The sequence below is a fragment of the Imperialibacter roseus genome (genome assembly GCF_032999765.1).
Taxonomy (GTDB): Bacteria; Bacteroidota; Bacteroidia; order Cytophagales; family Cyclobacteriaceae; genus Imperialibacter; species Imperialibacter roseus.
Genome location: NZ_CP136051.1, coordinates 2413339 through 2431979 on the forward strand (window position 1 = coordinate 2413339; position 18641 = coordinate 2431979).

Sequence of the window (18641 nt, forward strand, 5' to 3'; positions counted from 1 at the left end):
GTGAAATATGCCAGGGTGCTTGAAATGCTTTCACTAATGTTTCAGAAGTTGACAGTAAAAGTTGTCCCTTTTCCGGCCTCGCTTTCCGCCGATATTGATCCACCCATGGCCTCGACCTGGGTTTTTGTTAGGAACAATCCTACGCCTTTGGCCTCGTCATTGCCGTGGAAAGTCTTATTCAAACCGAATAGCTTATCACGAAACTTAGCCATATCTATTCCCAAACCATTGTCGGAAAACTTCAGAACAATATTGCCTTTTACTTTTGAAGTTGAAATAGTTACCTCCGGGCTTCTTTGGTTTGACCGGTACTTAATGGCATTGGTAAGCAAGTTGAGGAAAATGCTCTCCATGTAGCTGCGGTTGTATTGTATTTCGGCCACAGCGGAAAAATCACTTTTAATGGCTATTTCCGACTCTTCTATTTGAACCGTAATGATTTCCATTGTCTTTCTAAGTACTTCGTCGAACCTGACAGGCTCCAGTATATTAGCATCCTCCGTTTTTATTTTTAACGTGTTAATTAATGTGTTTAGAGTAGAGGAAAGGTGGTTGATAACGATTTCAAATTTGCTGAATATCAGCTCTTTTTCTTCCTTTTCCTCTGAAATCTCATACAGATGAAGTAAGGACGTGAGGTTGCCAACGGGAGATCGCAGGTTGTGCGATATAATGTGGGTGAAATTAGTGAGTTGGGAATTCTGTTTTGTTAGGCGCTCTGCCAATATTTCCAGGTTGTTTTTTGCCTCTAGCAGCTTTTTCTGATCCTCAAACCTTTCAGTAATGTCAGTGGCAATGCCGATAAAACCAGAAACTTCCTCCGCCTGGTTTCTAAGTGCCGTTACAATAAGTTGAACGGGGAATTTGGATCCGTCCTTTCTTACGTAGGTCCACTCCCTGGACTCGTGGTTACCCTGTTTGGCAAGTTCCACTAATGTATCAAACCCACTGATTTCCCGGCCAAACAGTTCGGTCAACTCGGTGCTCCGTTTCAGTACTTCTGCTTCAACATGAATTAGTTGGGGTGTCTGTAGCCCTACCATTTCTTCGGCTGAATATTGTAGCATTAGCTCTGCGCCACGGTTGAAGTGGGTAATTGTTCCATTCTTGTCTGTGCCAATGATGGCGATGGGGCCGGTATTAAAGATGGCATTTAGCTCTTCGTTGGCTATATGAAGTGCTTCCTCAGCCAGTTTTCTGTCGGTAATGTCTTCTATCATTCCATATCGCTTCACACAACGCCCGTCAGCAAACTCAGCCTCTCCGATAATTCTTAGCCACTTTTGGTTCCCCTTGGCGGAAATTACCTCTAGGTCGAGGTCATAGGGTTTGCCTGTTGTTGCAAGTTCTTCAGTGGCCGCCAGCAGCTTGTTTCTGCTTTCCTGCCCATAGTAGTTGATGATAGCGTCTTTGTCGGGCCGGGTGCCCCGGGGGAGGTCAAAAATATCATTGGCAATGTCGTCCCAGATGGTGATCCCCCGGTCAATATCAAACTCCCAGGTTGACACTTTTGCTATTTGATTCGTTTTTTCCAGAATGTATTCAATTCTCTTTTTTTCAACATCTCTGAGCTTTGACTGTGTTATGTCGGCCGTGTACATCAGCAAGCCACCAATTTTTCCTTCGGAAATATACCAGGGACGAACATCCCAGGTAATCCATTGCTCAGTGCCGTCAGCTCTTTTAAAATATGCCTCCTCACAAGTGTTAATCGCTCCTGCCAGGCATTCCTGATGTATCTTCTTCCAATCATCCCCGATTTCCGGAAAAATTTCGTAGTGTGAGTGTCCAAGAATGTCCCGACCCGACAGGCCGTAGTCGTCTATCCATTTCCTGGACGCAGCCATATAACGAAGTTCAGTGTCGAACATCGCTATGGCATTGGGAGATTGATCAACAAAAATTTTGTTTCGCTCGTTGCTGGCATTTACCTCCCCTTCAACTCTCTTTCGCCAGGAAATGTCCCTGATGGCTGCCGACACGAACATGCCCTCCGGCAGCTCTATAGGGCTGATGCTAATCTCAACCGGAAATTCAGTTCCGTTTTTTTTCAACCCAAAAAGTTCAAGTCCTTCGCCCATGGGTCTGGCGTGAGGATTGGCAAAGAACCCAGAGCGCTGACCGGGGTGCGCTTTTCTGAAGCGTTCCGGGATCAGTATTTCTATTGGTTTGCCAACCAATTCATCCCTGGTGTAGCCAAAGAGCTTTTCACTCATGGAATTGATCATGTTGATAGCGCCAGTTTTGTCCACCAACACGATGGCGTCCGGAGCACTTTCGAGCAGGCCTCTGAATTTCATTTCTGAAGCCTTTATTTCCTTTTCAAGCTTTTTAGTAGATGATATATCTGCGACATGTACGAAAAAGCCCATTACTTCACCGTTTTGAATGTCGGGATAGTAGTTGGCCTGGACATTGCGTGTCTCCCCGGACGGCTTGGTTATCTCTCGTTCAAAATGCTGCGGGTTCCCTTTCAGTACCTCGGCAATAAAGGGCTGGTTTTTCCCATAAAGAGGGCCGAGGAGCTCCTGCATTGTGATTTTGTCAACCATTTGCTCACGGCTTTTACCAAACCATTCCCGATACGCTTTATTGGCAAATCGGCAGACTTCATTTTTGTCCCAATAAGCGAGCATTGCCCCGATATGGTCGGCAAACTGTACTCCAAAATCGATGCCCCGCTGTGCATCATGATTTGATGACTTATTTAACATGAATGCTTTTTATTCACCCAGTTTCTGTGCGAAAACCAGTATCTTAAAATATTGAAAGCCTCAATAGGAACCTAACCAGAAGTGTAGGACAGAAGAATATTTCGGTAATACACTGACTATTGAGGGGGATGGGAGTTAAATATAGGAAAGACACTCCTATTTTACTTATTCAAGTACCGATTTGCCAAGATTCACCGATTCCCTGCTTAAGCGGCATCTTACATATTAAGAGGTTTTTACCAGTCGGCACCAGGCTTTCGAATGTGTATTGACGGCATTTTGTTACTTTGGTGAGCGTAATTCAATGTGGTATGGAGTCAAATTGAAAACCTATGATAATGAGTCGGTCGCCGGTAGCAAACGCCCTGCTGTTTAGCAACAGGCCACCCGAATTCTCAGATCACACGCTTTGCCAATATATGGGAAGCAAAGGGGCGGTGGTTCCCGCACACATCACAGGATTGGGAGTAGCGGTGGTAATGAGCGGCAAGGCAACGTTTCGGATTAATAGGGAGTTGATAGCAATAAACGAGGATAGCTTTCTGGTGGTTAACAAAGGAAGCGAGCTGTCTTTTGAGCTGGAACGGGACGATACCCTGGTCGCCTTGCTGTACTTTGACGCAGCGCTTTCGAAGCTGTTATACAACGGGCTGCTGATAAGCAGCAATGAAACCGCCGGTTCGTCGGCAGTCGGTAAAGAGGACTTTTCGCTCGTGGAGCACGTGCATTTCATGAATGCTTCGCTCAGAGAACAGTTTCAACTTCTGATGAAGCTTGGAAACAGTTGTGCCTCTTTTCACTCATTAAAAGCTGATATGGTTGTGCGATCTATACTGGATAGCTTGATAAGCGAAAATCAGAACGCCCTTCAAATCTCGGAGAAGCTCAAAGTTGTGAAAACAGTCACAAAAATAGCACTATACAAGCGATTGGCGATAGCCAGGGAGTGGATGGAGAGTAACCATCAGCAGGGAGTTGACTTACAACAAGCAGCTGATGTAGCTATGCTGGGCAAACAGCATTTCCTCAGGCTTTTCAAGCGGGCCTATCAAATTACACCTCATCACTTTTTGACCAAAACGAGGTTAGATATGGCAGAAAAACTATTGATAGAGACGGATTTGGCCGTTTCTGAGATTTGCCGGGCTGTAGGCTTCGACAGCATTCCTTCGTTTACTAGTCTGTTCAAAAGAACATATGGCGAAGCACCCGGGCGTTACCGGCGACAAATGAGGCTGCACTAAAATTCTCCATTTTCGATAAGCCGGAGGGAGTTGGTGAAACTAGTTTTGAAGAAAAAAACGCAATAAGATGGAAAGAGATCAATGGAGTCAGTTCAAGCTGAGGGTAAACATCAACGCCCCGGCAGATAAAGTTTATAACTCCTGGGCAACACCCGGCGGTTTGGAGAAGTGGTTTTTGAGAAAAGCCTTGTTCAGGGACAAGGCTGGAAAGGCAAAGTCAGAGGACACACCTATTGAACAAGGCGACACGTATGAGTGGTATTGGCACGGCTATCCCGACAGTGTGGTAGAGAAAGGGACAGTACTGAAAGCCAATGGTAAAGACCTTTTTAGCTTTACTTTTTCTATGAAATGCCCGGTTACTATCAATATGTACGAAGAAGCTGGCGAGTTGATTGTTCAACTGGTCGAAAGCGGGCTGCCTCTGGACGACGACACAGCGATGAAACATTTTGTGGGTGACTCAAGGGGTTGGATTTTTTACCTGGCGAATTTAAAGTCGGTGCTGGAAGGAGGGCTGGACTTGCGAAATAAAAGGATGGAACTCACGAACGTCATTACAGCTTGACCCCAGACTTTGGAGCTATATTTCCGAACAGCGTGAAGAGGATTGACAGCTAAAGATAATACCGATTCATAGCTACAATTGACCTATACTTAAAGTAGCTTTGCGCCACAAAATGGCTAACTAACTGCTTTTAAGTATGGGCCTTAACTCCATTCGCCGAATTTACGATCACACCACAGAATACAACATCGTTGCGCTTGAGGAGTGCCGGGCCATTTTGCTCTCCCAGTTTCCCTACATGAGCGAAAAGGAAGCTGATGAGTTGCTGCAAGATGCAGGAGAACACGCTGTAAAACCCTACCGATCAATCGTGATCATAGCTGAAGGCAGAGACAAGCAGGTTATGGGAGTTGCCATCGCTTCTCATTTCCTGAAGGATAACTTCATATTTCTCGACTTTATCGCCACCAATAAGCACCGCATAAGTGGGGGAATTGGCGGAGCCCTTTATGAGCGCCTGAGAGACGAAGCACACAGTATCTCGGCCATTGGGGTTTTCTTCGATTGCCTGACAGACAAGCGGGAGTGGGCTGTTGACGCAGCAGAGTACAGGCAAAACCTGGCCAGACTGAAATTTTATGAAAAATATGGAGCACGCCCTCTTGAGGGGTTTAGCTATGACCTGCGCCGTGACGACGAATCGTACTTTTATCTCATTTTCGACGGGCTGGGCAAGAAGGATCACTTGTCAGCTCAGCTTTGTAAGAGCGTTGTCTCAAGTATCCTGGAAAGTAAGGCAAAAGGGAAAGTTTCTGATGGATATATTGGCCAGGTGCTTCGCTCGATAAAAGGATCGATTGCGCTGCGACCTTTCAGGTATGTTAAATCTGAACCGGTAGAGTCTACAAAGGTGTCTGTCCCTGCCGATAAGCAAATAGCGCTGGTGGTAAATGAGGGGCACTTGATTCACCATGTGCGGGAGCGAGGCTATCTGGAATCGCCTGTGCGGGTTACTTCCATCCTGAAGGAATTGAAAAAGACTTCAATTTTTAAGGATACACCCGCCAAAGTGTACCCCGATAGCCATATTGAAGCAGTACACGAAAAACAGTACCTCAAGTTTTTGAAGAAGATTTGTGAGTGGATCGGCGAAACCACCACCATGTATGGTGACGTGTTTCCTATCAGAAACGCAGCCAGGCTTCCGAAGGACATTGAGCTTCAAATAGGCTACTACTGTATCGACACCTCTACACCACTTAATGCCAATGCCTACAAGGCTGCCAGAGGTGCCGTGAACTGTGCACTCACTGCAGCTGATGTTGTTTTGGGAGGCCAACCTATGGCCTATGCCCTCGTAAGGCCCCCCGGGCATCATGCCGAGCGGAAATATTTCGGTGGCTTTTGCTACCTGAACTCCAACGCAGTGGCGGCGCATTACCTGAGCAAAAACGGTAAAAAAGTGGTGATCCTCGATATTGACTATCACCATGGTAATGGCCAGCAGGACATATTCTATCATAGATCTGATGTTTTTACAGTCTCAATTCATGGCGATCCGGAATACGCCTATCCCAACTTCACCGGGTTCACTGACGAAATTGGTGAAGGAGAGGGAGAAGGGTTTAACCTCAATATCGCTTTGCCCAAGGGTGTAGAAGGACTGGCTTATCATAAGGCGTTGAAGAAAGCACTTGAGGCCATAAAAAAGTACAAGCCAGATTATCTCGTCATTGCTTTGGGCCTTGATATCGCCAAGGGCGATCCATCTGGCACCTGGTTGCTGTCACCAGACGACTTTGCGATAAACGGCAAAATGATTGCCGCACTCAAGCTGCCCACTTTAGTTATTCAGGAGGGTGGCTACAAGAACAAGGTGCTTGGTGTGAATGCCAGAAGGTTCTTTCAGGGGCTGTGGGAGGGGCGCTATTTGGTTAAATAACGGTATTTGTTGTAACAGGGGTTGTTTTGGTGCAAAAGCAGGGTTGGTCAATTCTTTGAGTAATTTTTATATTCACTGGCAAATATAGCAAAGCTTGCATGACCAAACCTGAAGTTTCGTTCTCAGGCCATCTTCCCAAACGACCGTCATCGGTAGTTCAGTGGCTCTACTACACGTTCGGCAGGAAGGCACTACCGAAGCATCTTTGCCCCACAGCCGACTACCGCAATTTGGAGCATTCCGGTGATGTGGGACAGTGGCAGTTGTTCCAGCGAACGAATCGAACTGAACTGGATGTCGACCACTTACACAACCCAATGTTTAAAGAGGAACGGGACAGGTTGAATAAGGAATATCAATTCATTGCTGACGCACTCAACGAAGGCCCCAATGCGTTTAATTTCGAGTACCACCCTGTTGACGAGGACTGGCTTTATATACAATTGGGAAAAAGTGGGCTAGAACTGGGCTACAGGGATGGATACTGGAGTATGGACTATTCATATATCCCACGAATGGAGCAATGGGATCATTGGCTGATGAGCGAGGGTACTATGAAAATGAACTGATGGTTTAGTGATGAAGAAGTGCGTAAAACACACCTGATCTTAGCTGATAATCTAAATCTGAGATGAAGGAGTTGATAGGGCCGATTTGCTTTTCTATCCCTGCGTATGAGGCAGGTAAATCCCGATAGTAAGTAAGCCATTTCATGTCCGATGCATTCAGGTGATAGACATTGCACCAGTTAAGATAGTCGGTAGACTCAGCAAAGTCTTCCAGTGACCGAAGAACCAGGAATAGGCACACTAGCGGCTTTTGTTCATCGAAATCTCTGTACTCATCGTCCACATAGAGCCTCCACGAATGTGCGTCAACCAAAAACTCCACCTCAAGAAGGCCTTCAGCGCCATTCGACAGACGCTTTACATTCATTTGATGTTCCCTGTTCAGTTCGACCAGCTTTTCAAGTTCGGGGTATTTCATTCTTTGAACTTCATTGCAGGAATCCAACCAATGACCCGCCTACTTTTACTGGCAGACCTTTCGTATAACGATCTGGGTAAATCAGCCCGGGCTTCTGTTATCACGAGGATCCAAGTCGCTTCATTTAACTTTTGCTCCCCGAGTTTTTTGACTTTTACCGGGTCGTCAAAATGAATGAAGGGAAGAAAATGACCTGCTCTGAGAGAATCCCTGATAGTTTTGCTCCGCTGCCCGAAGTAGGCAGAAGTGTTCCTGAGATCGTCAGGTGAAGCATACAGCACGGCGCTTTCAAGCGTTTCTGTGGTGCCCTGTTCAAAGTTTGGCATAGCCTTAAAGTAAAAACCACTGCCTATGAGGTCTATCGATGAAATAGGCTCTTTCAGCCCGGGCGGCCGGGCTTGTTTAAACACTGAAAAACGGGTGGTGTATGAATCGCAGCAGGGGTATTCAACTGTATAAACGGTGTAACTGTCTTTTTCTTTTGCTATGTCAAGCAGAGCTCCGTCGACTTGCATCATCAAATTGATGCGGCCGCCTTTATTCTCAAAGAATTTGGTGCGCATTCTGCCCATCAGGCCAGATTCGCCGGTATAAATCAGGTCGAGGTCATTATCGGCGTCGAAGTCAAAAAAGAAAAGGCTAGCAGTATCCAATGGATAATACCTTGGTGGCTCGGGAAAATCCGGATTGTAGTCTGGTCGCTGAAATTGTACCGAGTCGTCCGGCAGCAATTTGGCTAACACTGCCATTTTCTGATCGTCACTCAACGCTGAAGCAAGCTGCTGTCTCAATCCTGCTTGTGTTTCCAGGCTTTTAACAAGCTGCACCATCTGGGCATTACTTTCCGTGGAAATCAATGAAGCTAGCCACCAGCAGATAATAAACCATCTATTCATCATAAAAGTATCGCTCCAGTAAAATAGACCCTTTTTCTCCCTTCAACTCTAGCTCCAATTTGAGTTTTTTCTCATCGAACGACAGTCGACTAAACACTGGAGGCAAGATGAATGAACTCTCGTTGTCATAAGCCAACCCGAACAAGGGGCTATCGGAGGGATCTGCATATACCGCAATAATATTCAGTTGCTTATGCTTGTCAGCAACAATACCGAAATAGTTCTTTTCTGATGCTGGGAGCGGGCCGGTCACCTTCCATTTAACTGAGAGCTTTGAATTGGCAAATGTAGCTACTTGCGAATCTTCTTTATCTGCAAGGGTCAATTCATAGGGGGCAAATTCGCCCCATGGCTCATCGTTGTTTTCTTCTGCCAGGGAATAGAAGTTCGCCTTTACCGGAAATGTCGGCTCAAACTCATTGAATGCCTGGTCGAGAAACACTGTGCCACTTTCAGTTGAACAGGTGAAATAAAAATGACAACCCCCGGTAGGGCAGTCCATAATACCGTCTTCGAAATACCAGATTGTTATCTGTTCGTATTTTGGTGGCACCGCAAAGACGGCATTTTCCAAATCAAAAACACCGTACGACAGATCGTAGCTCTCAGGACTTTTGCACACAGCAGCCAGAACAAGACTATTCCGTAATCGGTCGTGAAACCTGAAGTCAACTTCCTTTTCCAGCTTGCCGTCCTTGTTGTACACAAAGTAGTGATACACCTGCATCTCTTCCATGTTCATCTGATCTCCCATTGTACCGACATATACCTTTTCTGATGCCTGAATAATGGTAGTGACGTTATAAGTAAAATTTTCAACTGTTAAAAGCTCTTGTCCATCCGCTTGATATAATTCCAATGGCTCATTGTCGCTGCCTCTGGTTTTGTAAAAACCACCATTAATGATTGGATATAGCTGAGCGGGCTGGGGATAAATAACTAAATTGTAGGATGGGCTGTAGAAGCCGTATCGGAACCTTTCAACAGGATCTTTTAATTCATCACCACTTAACGACCAGTCTCCTTCGAGGTCATCTGTTCCTGTGACCTGGGCCACCCGAATATATTGCGCCGACAAAGGATTTTCAATATCAAACCTGGGAACCTCAATTTCTGCGAAAGAATTGGGTACTACAAATTTGTTCTCTGTGGTTGAAAATACGCCGGACTTTTGGATGCCATGTTCCAGCTTAAACTTGACCTCGTGTTCTCCCCATTGTGGCCCGTAGTCTTTTCCCCATGAAACGTGACTAAAGTGGTGAGTGTAATGGGTATCGTCTATTTTTTCAATTCCATTTCGGTAAAACCCGATTTCAGGAACGGAGGGGTCTTCTGTGGCCGGTGAGTTAATGGTAATTGTGTTATCTGCATTTCTAGTCAATACGAAGGACTCCTTCATTTGAAGGCCGTAGCCGGTATTCGTTAAAAAATACAGGCAGTATTCCGATTCGTTCAGTGGATAGAGTTCCAGCGCAGGATAATCTCTTGCGAAGATGACTTCTTTTTGGGCCACATTGTCGAAAAGCCCAATCAGGCCATTCTTCACGATAAATGAGAACTCAGGCTGTAGCGCTGGCAGCACCAGGTTATAGCCACCGGCAATCCTTCCATCGTCGCCAGTCAACTCGTATTTTCCGTTTGCTTTGGCGAGGGTGTAGTTTTTTCCGTTGTAGTCGAGAAGGAGTGTTGAAGTCTGTGCTTTCATCGAGTGATTAGAATAACCAGCAAAGAGCGCTAAAAACAGCCAGGGCTTTTTCATTTCGTCAGAAACTAGGCACATACATTAAAATATTCACTAAGTTTAAAGATCAGCAATGAATTCAGAATGAGCAAGTTATATTGTATTATAATGACTGCCGTATTGATGATTGGAAGCCGTTCAGATGCGATTGGTCAGCATCCGGTAGTATTTAATGTGCTCGATTCAGATGGTGCCGTTTTCAATGGACGGAATCTTGAACCATTTGATGAATTGCAGCAGGGAGACACCGTGTTTGTTGCAAAGGATGGTTACCTGGCCCTAATCAGCAATTACTATCATGGTATTGAGTTGCACGGAGACACAACCTTTATTATTCCTTCATTTCAAGGGATATGGCTGGATGAGTCGTTGGAGAGGCCGCCACTGAGAAAGCTGCATCTTGAGGATCGATTAGCCCGGGGTGGGGCAGTAGAGCACGATATGCAATACCTGGAATTTCTATGGCCCGACAAGTGGCGGCATATGCCAGGAGAAAAACCATGCTTCAACTGGCGGCTGGTTGGTTACGATCAGGGTGATGGTGAGAGTTATGCCCTGTCTGTTAGTGATATTTTTGATGAAATGACGGTTCCTGTAGACACCGTTACCAGCACCATGCTTCAGCTTTCGCTCGATACCCTGCCCAACCTTTTTGAGGCAATGTCGACTGGCGGCGCATTTGCATTCAAAGTTAGCGCACTAAACCAGGGTGGTACGAGTTTTGAATCAGGTTTGACTTTTCACGTTGTTCAGAACTACCCAACAGTTTTCATGAGCCGGGTAAACCCCTGTATCGTGTCCAATGCGGTAGAGGCGGTTGCTATGGCGCTGTACTATGAGTACAACTTCGATACCTTTACCAGAGAAACAGCGGATTTTTATCGCCTCGCCTCCTCTCTCTCGAGTAGAGATGTGTACAGGAAGATTGAAAGGCATTTCCTGAGGAGAAAAAACTGGCGTTTTCGTGAACGAGAGTAGCCGTTTGGTTTCTCCGGAATTGGTCAAGGGTGAGAGGCTATCATATTTGTATTTGGTTTAATACTATGCCAAACAATTTGAACGCCCTATATTGACCAATCAATCAGCTCGCTATTTTTTTTCATGAAAAGAGGACTTTTCGGTTTTTTTATCTTTTTGACGCTGCACATTCCACTCGGTAGCTATGGGCAGGCAGTGAAGGGCGTCCTAACATATGCCGGAGAGGAAAGGTTGGCTTTGGACGGTGAATGGGCTTTCTATTGGAAGCAACTTCTGCCGCCAGGAGACGAGGCATTTGTCGCCACGGAAGCTCGCTACGTTAAACAAGTATCCTATTGGAATACCCACCCAGAGCTAAAGGAGCAGCTACCAGCGTTTGGCTATGCTACCTACCGGCTGGTTGTTGAGTCGACGCAGGACTACAGGGTCGCCGTGGAAATACCCGGCTTCAATTTGTCGTATGCACTTTTTCTCAACGGGGAACTGATCAGCAGCGATGGCGTGGTGTCCGATTCCAAAGACACCTATGTTCCCGACTGGACGGTCAGCATGAAAACCGTGATGCTGCATGAGGGCGAAAATGAAATAGTGGTTCAGGTGGCCAATTTTGATCACTCCAATGGTGGCTTTTTTAAACCGATCATTATCGGCGACCCCGATGTGCTTCCACACGAAAGAGACCTCAACCTCATCATCGAAACGTTCAATATTGGGGGGGTGTTTCTTGTCGGATGTTTCTTCGTTGGCCTGTTTTTCTATTTGGGTGAAGACAAATCATTCCTGTTCTACGGTCTGTTTGTTATTATGTACGCCTTGTATATCAGCAACTATGGCCAGTATGTGTTCGGTACAGTCTTTCCTGGGGTTCCATCCAGATTCAAGCTGAAAATCACCTACCTGACCATGTATCTGGCGTGGCTGTTTTACACACTTTTTCTGTGCGAACTGTTCAAGGAGGATTTTCATAAAATTGTTTCAAGGATTGCTCTCATTATTGCTGTTCCTCTGTGCCTTTCAGCATTGGTATTGCCCATGAGCATTTATACGCTAACCCTGGTTCCGTTCAGTGTTGTTGCTCTGGTGTATATCATTTATGGATTTTACATCACTTTGGTGGCACGAGTACGGAAAAGGGGAGGCTCCTTGTCTATTTTTTTAGGCTTGGCTCTCTGCACGTTGGCGATCGTGATTCTGTCGGCTTATCATTATAACCTGATTCTTACCAGGCCTAACGCCATCAGCGTGCTGTTTACGGCCACTTTTTTTGTCATGTCCTTTGCCTTTGCTGAGAAGATTGGTAAAGCCTTTAGTTCCGCAAGGGCGCTACAGCTTGAAACTGCTTCACAAAAACGGGAGATCGAAATACAGGCCAGAGAACTGAAGCAACTGGATGAAGCCAAATCAAGGTTTTTCGCCAATATCTCTCATGAGTTCCGCACCCCGCTTACCATGATTTTTGGGCCCGTGCGGGAGCTCTTACTAGCTGTTCACGATAGCCGCCCCAGAAAGTATTTGCAAACTATCCAAAACAACGCCAGCCGTTTGTTAAAGCTGGTCAACCAGATTCTGGAGTTGGCAAAGCTTGATGCCGGGCACCAAATGCTGGTGAAAGAGTATGTCGACGTCAGCAAATTCATTATCGAAACGGCTGAGAGCTTTCAACTGGAAGCGAAGTCAAACAGTATCAAGCTCTTGCTAAGGGCCAGCGATCAGATTTCAGGCTGGATTGATCCTGATGCGCTTGAAAAGATCGTATTGAACCTGTTGTCCAACGCATTCAAGTTTACGCCGGGCGGAGGAACTATTGCCCTGACGCTTTCTTTGGAAGGCACAAAAGCAAGGATCGATGTTGAAGATACTGGTATTGGCATACCACAAGATCAATTGTCTTTCATTTTCGACAGGTTCTATCATACAGAGAGTGACAAGCAGGCAAGCTCAGGTATTGGGCTTAGTTTGGTAAAGGCGCTGGTAGATCAGCTGAATGGTGAGATTACTGTAGAGAGTGAGCCGGGGGTTCGAACCTGCTTTAGGCTTCTCTTGCCCCTGGAGAAAGACGAAACCGAGGGCAGCTCCACAATTGGCGGTGCTACCACTGCTTCCGAAGAGATGGCAGGCGTAACCGAAAATGGGGAAACTCCCAGAATACTGGTGATTGAAGACAATGATGAGGTGCGCCAGCTTATTGCAGATGTCTTAAGCCACGATTTTGAAGTGTTATCTGCCTCCAATGGAACCTCAGGCATCGCAACAGCCATTGAGCAAACGCCTGATGGAATCATCTGCGATTTGATGATGCCTGGTGTTGACGGGTTTGAGGTGTGTGCGCAATTGAAACAAAACGAGAAAACCAGTCACATTCCCATTGTGATGCTGACCGCCAAAGCCGACAAGGAAAGTAAAATAAAGGGGCTGGAGACGGCGGCCGACGACTACCTGACCAAGCCGTTTGATCAGAAGGAGCTCATTGTGAGGCTTAGGAACCTGCTGGAGAGCAGGCGGCAGCTCATGCATAAATACAGTCAGCAAACGATGCTGAAGCCCCAGGAGATTGCGGTCTCATCCATCGACAAGGTTTTCCTGGAAAAGGTGATTGCAGCGGTTAACACCCACCTGGCTGATGAAGGCTTTTCAGTAGAAGAACTCAGCAGGGAGGTGGGCATGAGCAAAAGCCAGCTCAACCGCAAACTACAGGCCTTGATTGGCCAAACACCCAATAAGTTAATAAGAAGTTTCAGGCTGCAACAAGCCTATGAGCTATTGGAGAAGAACGCTGGCTCAATAGCTGAAATTGCCTATATGACCGGCTTTTCCAGCCCCAACTACTTCAATGCCGTGTTCAAAGATGAATTTGGCATAGTGCCGGGACAGGTCCAACGCAATAAAGCTGATTAGAGAATCAATTCGTACTCCTTTCTTCATTCCTGTCAGTAAGGCAATTTTTGTTTCGAAAAAACCCTGCTTATTCTGGAAATATCCTTCTTCGCTTCAAAACCTTAAGCATTTGCATCAAAACCTTAAGCTGAAGAAAATGCTAATACTGAGCTTTGAGACTGAATTAAAACGCATCCAAATTCAGCTCTATGAAAGTCAGAATGATCTTCGCCCTTTTGGTACTCGCTGTTGTAAGGCCAACCTGGGCTCAGTTTAATGAAGACGCAGTCAATAGCATCGTCATCAACGAGACCTCAGCCGGTGGAGTGAGTGACTGGGGCGACTACGACAATGATGGCGATCTGGATTTGGTCATTGGCTCCTTTGGTTTTCTTTTCGTGGAGTTATATATCAATGAGGGCGGCACTTTTACACTCTCAAACCCTGGTATCTTTAGCACCAACGGTGGCAATATTAAATGGGGGGATTACGATGGAGATGATGACCTCGACTTACTGGTTACTCGTTCCAGGTCATTTTCCGACGATTATTTACTGAAGCTGTATGAAAATGAGGAGGGTATTTTTACAGATGTAACCAACGAGGCGGGCTTACCGACCTCGCTTTCCCATTTTGGAAGTTGGGGCGATTTTGACGGCGATGATGACCTCGACCTGGCGGTGATCGCCACAAAAGACGGCAAAATCAAAGCCATTATTTATGAGAACAATAGTGGTGTTTTTACGGACATTAATGCTGCACTGCCTGAAGCGGAAGAAGGCACAGTAACCTGGGCGAATTTTGATGAATCAGGAGACCTGGAACTGTTGGTTACAGGTTTCAATCGAACGGCATTCAAAACGCAAAGTAGCATTTTCAAAAGAGTGGATGGTGCGTTTGAAGACTCCGGCGCCGGGCTCTCCGGTGTTATGTACAGCTCAGCCAGTGCAGGCGATTTTGATGGAGACAGCGACCTGGATATTATTCTGACAGGTTCTGCCAATAGCCTCGCCACCCACCCGACAGGGGTGCCCAAATCTTTCATCTATCGGAATGATGATGGAGCCTTCACGGCCCTAAGCGCCGGGATTAGCGACGTGATGTATGGATCCTCTGATTGGGGTGATTACGACGATGATGGTGATGACGACCTTATTGTGACAGGACTGACAAACTACCTGGAAGGGGAAGCCATCAGCAAAATATACCAAAGCAATGGTGACGGGACTTTTGCTGACGTGGAAGCGCTACTTCCGTCAACCATTTTTGGAAATGCGCAATGGGGCGACTATGACGGCGATACCGATCTTGATTTTGTTCTCATTGGGCAACAATACATTTATGACGACCTGCCGGTCAGAAAGGTTTATACCAACATGCTATTGCCAGAAACGTCAATCGACCTGGTCACAATCAATGAAAACATGCCGGTAGGCACTGTCATTGGTGAATTGACTACCGTTCCGGCAGGAGACTATTCCTATAGCTTGGCAGCCGATGTGGCGGACAACACATCTTTCGTTGTGGAGGGAAGCCAACTTCTGTCTAAACTGATTTTTGACTATGAGTCACAAAGTAGCTACTTAATAACGGTTGAGGCCTCTATTGATGGTGAAATCACGCACAGCCAATTGCTGGCGATAGAAATAAACGACCTGAACGAAGCGCCATCGTTCATTCAACTGGATAATCTTGCGGTCAACAGATCGGTGGGAAATGGAGGGCTTGTAGCGACGTTATCCGCCAATGACCCTGATGCAGATAATGAGCACGAATTCGCACTTACAAGCGGCGAAGGTGACGATTTCAATAGCCAGTTCAGCATTGCAGGCAATATGCTGATTGTCGACAGTCCCGGAAGCCTTTCAGCGGGAGCCTACAGCATTCGCATAAAGGCAGTAGACCAGGATGAGGCCGCCGTTGAGCAAGGCTTGGTCATTGACGTGATTGATGACATTCCCTGGACATTCGTGCGCAATGACCTTGCCTCCGAAGTTCTCGAAGCGATGACTTTCACCGACGCTGATTGGGCGGACTATGATGGCGATGGCGATCAGGACTTGCTCATCGTTGGAACAGATGAATCAAGTCAGCCGGTGGTAAGAATATACCAAAACGATCTGGGCACTTTTGTTGATACCGAAGCCAGCTTGCCAATATTGTTGGCCGGTGCTGCGAGGTGGGGCAAAAGAACAGCTGATGGATATGCTGACGTCCTGCTGACAGGCTCAGTCGACGGAGTTCCCCAAACAGAGGTTTATCATTACGAGAATGGAGGGTGGAATAAGACTGCCAGCGACTTTGTAAGCGTAGGCGATCTCGGATCAAGTTATGTCGATTGGGCGGATTATGACCAGGATGGTGACCTGGATGTGGTGTTGACAGGGTCTACCGCCAGCAGTATAAAGTACTCAAAAATCTATCGAAACGATGAGGGAACCTATATCGACATTGAGGCTACTCTGGCCGTGGTGTCGGATGGAATTGTAGAGTGGGGCGACTATGACGGTGATGGTGATCTGGACCTGGCTTTGGCTGGTGATGGCTGGTTTGAATTTGTCGGCAAGGTTTACAGAAATGATGGTGGACAATTCGTCGACATTGGGGCTGACATCACACCCGTAGGTGTTAGCTCCCTGCGGTGGGGTGATTATGACAATGATGGTGACTTAGACTTATTGCTTCACGGCATTGATACTGATTGGGTCACTCATACCTACATCTACGAATATGACGGCAACAGCTTTGTAGAAACTGAGCTCTTTCTCGGCTTCGGAACCAGTTACGTAGACTGGGCAGACTACGATCATGATGGTGATTTCGACATCATTGCCACAGGCTCATTGGTGGAGTCGGAAAACATTACTACCCGTGTTTTTGAAAACAATGACAAGGCTTTCTCCGATTTGCTGATGGATTTGCCGGGGGCAATCCTTGGCCAGGTGCAATGGATCAATATTGATAGCGACCTCGACCTGGACTATCTGATAACAGGGTTCAATGGCAGCAATGTCATTTCTGAATTATATCTCAACCAGCTCCTCTCCAATCAGGCGCCTGCCGACTTACTGCTTGACAATGCTCATCTCATACAATCTGCAGGTTTACAGGCCCTGGTGGGTAGTTTTTCGGTGGTTGATCCCGACGAAGCAAATGCGCATACCTATTCGCTAGCCACTGGTGAGGGCGATGAACACAACGACCTATTTGCTGTGGCTGACAATAACTTGCAGGCACTGGATGCCAGGGCATTACCAGCGGATACCTATACCGTAAGGATAATGGCCGACGATGGGCACGGAGGACAAATTAAAAAGGCATTTGAAATAACCGTGGAGGATGATATCGCACCTGTTGCTGTGGCCAAAGACATCGAGGTAGCCCTGGCGGAAGGCGGCACCACAACAATAGACCCTTCCATGGTTGACAATGGAAGCATTGACCCGGCAGGAGGGGAGGTTAGTTTTTCACTAAGCCAAACGGCCTTTTCCTGTGACAACATTGGACAAAACGTAATATCCTTTACAACAACAGATGGGGCTGGCAACAGTTCCTCGATAGACTTTACTGTCACCATTGTGGATGACTCACCTCCCGTTTTGAAGGTACGGGAAGCTGTCATATACCTTGGGAATGAGGGCGCTGCCACCCTGTCTGTTGTTGATATTGACAATGGGAGCACCGACAATTGTGGCATTGCACTTAGTTTGAGCCGGACAAATTTTGCATGTGAGGACCTTGGAGAAAAGGAAGTGACAGTGACGGGGAAAGACCCCGCTGGCAACACAGTTACCGCTGTGGTGAAGGTTCAGGTGTTGGACACCATCGCACCAGTGGTCGCTGGACACGACATAACAGTATACCTCGATGGAGATGGGGTATCAGCAGTGGCTGATATAGCTATCGACTTTGGGACGACCGACAACTGCGGGCTTGACGCTCTCTACCTGGACTGGCCTTCTGATTTCATTGACTGCGGACAATTAGGCGACCATTTGGTAGATTTAGTTGGCGTTGACAAAAGTGGCAACACCACCGTGAAAGAGATAACCATGACTATAGCGGACAACCAACCTCCAAACCTTTTTACCAAGTCACTTACTGTTACACTGGATGAGGTTGGGCAAGCCGAAATTACCGTTGATGAAATAAATGACGGGAGTTATGACAACTGCTCAACGGCCGAATACACGCTGAGCAGGACAGTTTTTACCTGTGAAGACCTTGGGACGACGACAATAGAATTCACAGGTATGGATGCTTATGGGAACACATCGTCGCAAACTGTAGAACTAACCGTAGAAGGCGCCTGCAACGAATTGCTGGGAGCTAAGGATGCGTTGGCAGCAGACGTTATCGTTTATCCAAATCCGGCTACAGATTTTATAATGTTAAGGTCTGCGAATGGCAGTGGCTTTGATAATGGCGAGGTGTACGTGTATGACCTTACCGGCATGCCTGTCGTTAAACAAACAGTCAGGGCAGGCGAAGATGAGGTCAAACTGTCTGTTATGGGCTTACCAAAAGGTGTATACCACCTTATATTCAAGAAATACAACAGCAGCGATAGTTCACTGAGAACCTCATTTATCAAGCACTAGGTGTGAAACACTTCTTTGGTTAAGAATGGGTTAATTCAAGCATAAATAACACTTTTGGTCTAAAGAAAATGAGGTCTCTCTTTCATCTAAAGCTATACACTGAGATCATTTAGTACATTCTTGTTTGCTAAAACGTGCCATCTGCCATACTTTTGA

Annotated in this window: 11 protein-coding genes; 7 read left to right on the top strand and 4 right to left on the bottom strand. The window is 46.5% G+C overall.

Translation table 11 applies throughout. From position 1 onward, the window contains the following. Positions 1-41 precede the first annotated feature (41 nt). Positions 42-2714 (bottom strand): PAS domain S-box protein, encoded by a 2673-nt coding sequence (locus tag RT717_RS10095; protein ID WP_317491611.1) that lies wholly within the window; start codon positions 2712-2714, stop codon positions 42-44. Positions 2715-3052: 338 nt separating this feature from the next. On the opposite strand from RT717_RS10095, the gene RT717_RS10100 reads away from it, so the two are divergent. The 4 genes from RT717_RS10100 (at position 3053) to RT717_RS10115 (ending at position 6977) form a co-directional block, all read left to right on the top strand. After that, positions 3053-3958: an AraC family transcriptional regulator gene (locus RT717_RS10100; RefSeq protein WP_317491612.1), complete on the top strand. Its 906-nt coding sequence runs from the start codon at positions 3053-3055 to the stop codon at positions 3956-3958. Positions 3959-4025: 67 nt separating this feature from the next. Continuing rightward, positions 4026-4526 carry an SRPBCC family protein gene (locus RT717_RS10105; protein WP_317491613.1) on the top strand — a complete coding sequence of 167 codons (501 nt, stop codon included), beginning with the start codon at positions 4026-4028 and terminating at the stop codon, positions 4524-4526. Between the two features lie 136 nt (positions 4527-4662). Then, positions 4663-6408 carry a histone deacetylase family protein gene (locus tag RT717_RS10110; protein WP_317491614.1) on the top strand — a complete coding sequence of 582 codons (1746 nt, stop codon included), beginning with the start codon at positions 4663-4665 and terminating at the stop codon, positions 6406-6408. Positions 6409-6506: 98 nt separating this feature from the next. Continuing rightward, complete coding sequence (locus tag RT717_RS10115) at positions 6507-6977, top strand: hypothetical protein (RefSeq protein ID WP_317491615.1); 471 nt, start codon at positions 6507-6509, stop codon at positions 6975-6977. A 4-nt stretch (positions 6978-6981) separates the two neighbouring features. Here the strand turns inward: RT717_RS10115 and RT717_RS10120 are convergent, their stop codons facing one another. The 3 genes from RT717_RS10120 to RT717_RS10130 are packed head-to-tail and all read right to left on the bottom strand — an operon-like array spanning position 6982 to position 10071. Next, positions 6982-7395: a hypothetical protein gene (locus RT717_RS10120; RefSeq protein WP_317491616.1), complete on the bottom strand. Its 414-nt coding sequence runs from the start codon at positions 7393-7395 to the stop codon at positions 6982-6984. Continuing rightward, positions 7392-8225 carry a hypothetical protein gene (locus tag RT717_RS10125; protein WP_317491617.1) on the bottom strand — a complete coding sequence of 278 codons (834 nt, stop codon included), beginning with the start codon at positions 8223-8225 and terminating at the stop codon, positions 7392-7394. The genes RT717_RS10120 and RT717_RS10125 overlap by 4 nt, the downstream gene beginning before the upstream one ends. Before the next feature lie 58 nt (positions 8226-8283). Next, complete coding sequence (locus tag RT717_RS10130; RefSeq protein WP_317491618.1) at positions 8284-10071, bottom strand: hypothetical protein; 1788 nt, start codon at positions 10069-10071, stop codon at positions 8284-8286. 69 nt (positions 10072-10140) lie between these two features. Here RT717_RS10130 and RT717_RS10135 point away from each other — a divergent pair, with 69 nt between their 5' ends. The 3 genes from RT717_RS10135 to RT717_RS10145 all read left to right on the top strand — a co-directional run bounded on the left by RT717_RS10135 (position 10141) and on the right by RT717_RS10145 (position 18485). After that, positions 10141-11010 carry a hypothetical protein gene (locus RT717_RS10135; protein WP_317491619.1) on the top strand — a complete coding sequence of 290 codons (870 nt, stop codon included), beginning with the start codon at positions 10141-10143 and terminating at the stop codon, positions 11008-11010. A gap of 123 nt (positions 11011-11133) precedes the next feature. After that, on the top strand, positions 11134-13905 hold the full coding sequence (locus RT717_RS10140) for an ATP-binding protein (protein ID WP_317491620.1): 2772 nt from the start codon (positions 11134-11136) through the stop codon (positions 13903-13905). Positions 13906-14093: 188 nt separating this feature from the next. Then, positions 14094-18485 carry an FG-GAP-like repeat-containing protein gene (locus RT717_RS10145; protein ID WP_317491621.1) on the top strand — a complete coding sequence of 1464 codons (4392 nt, stop codon included), beginning with the start codon at positions 14094-14096 and terminating at the stop codon, positions 18483-18485. The last annotated feature ends 156 nt before the right edge of the window (positions 18486-18641 follow it).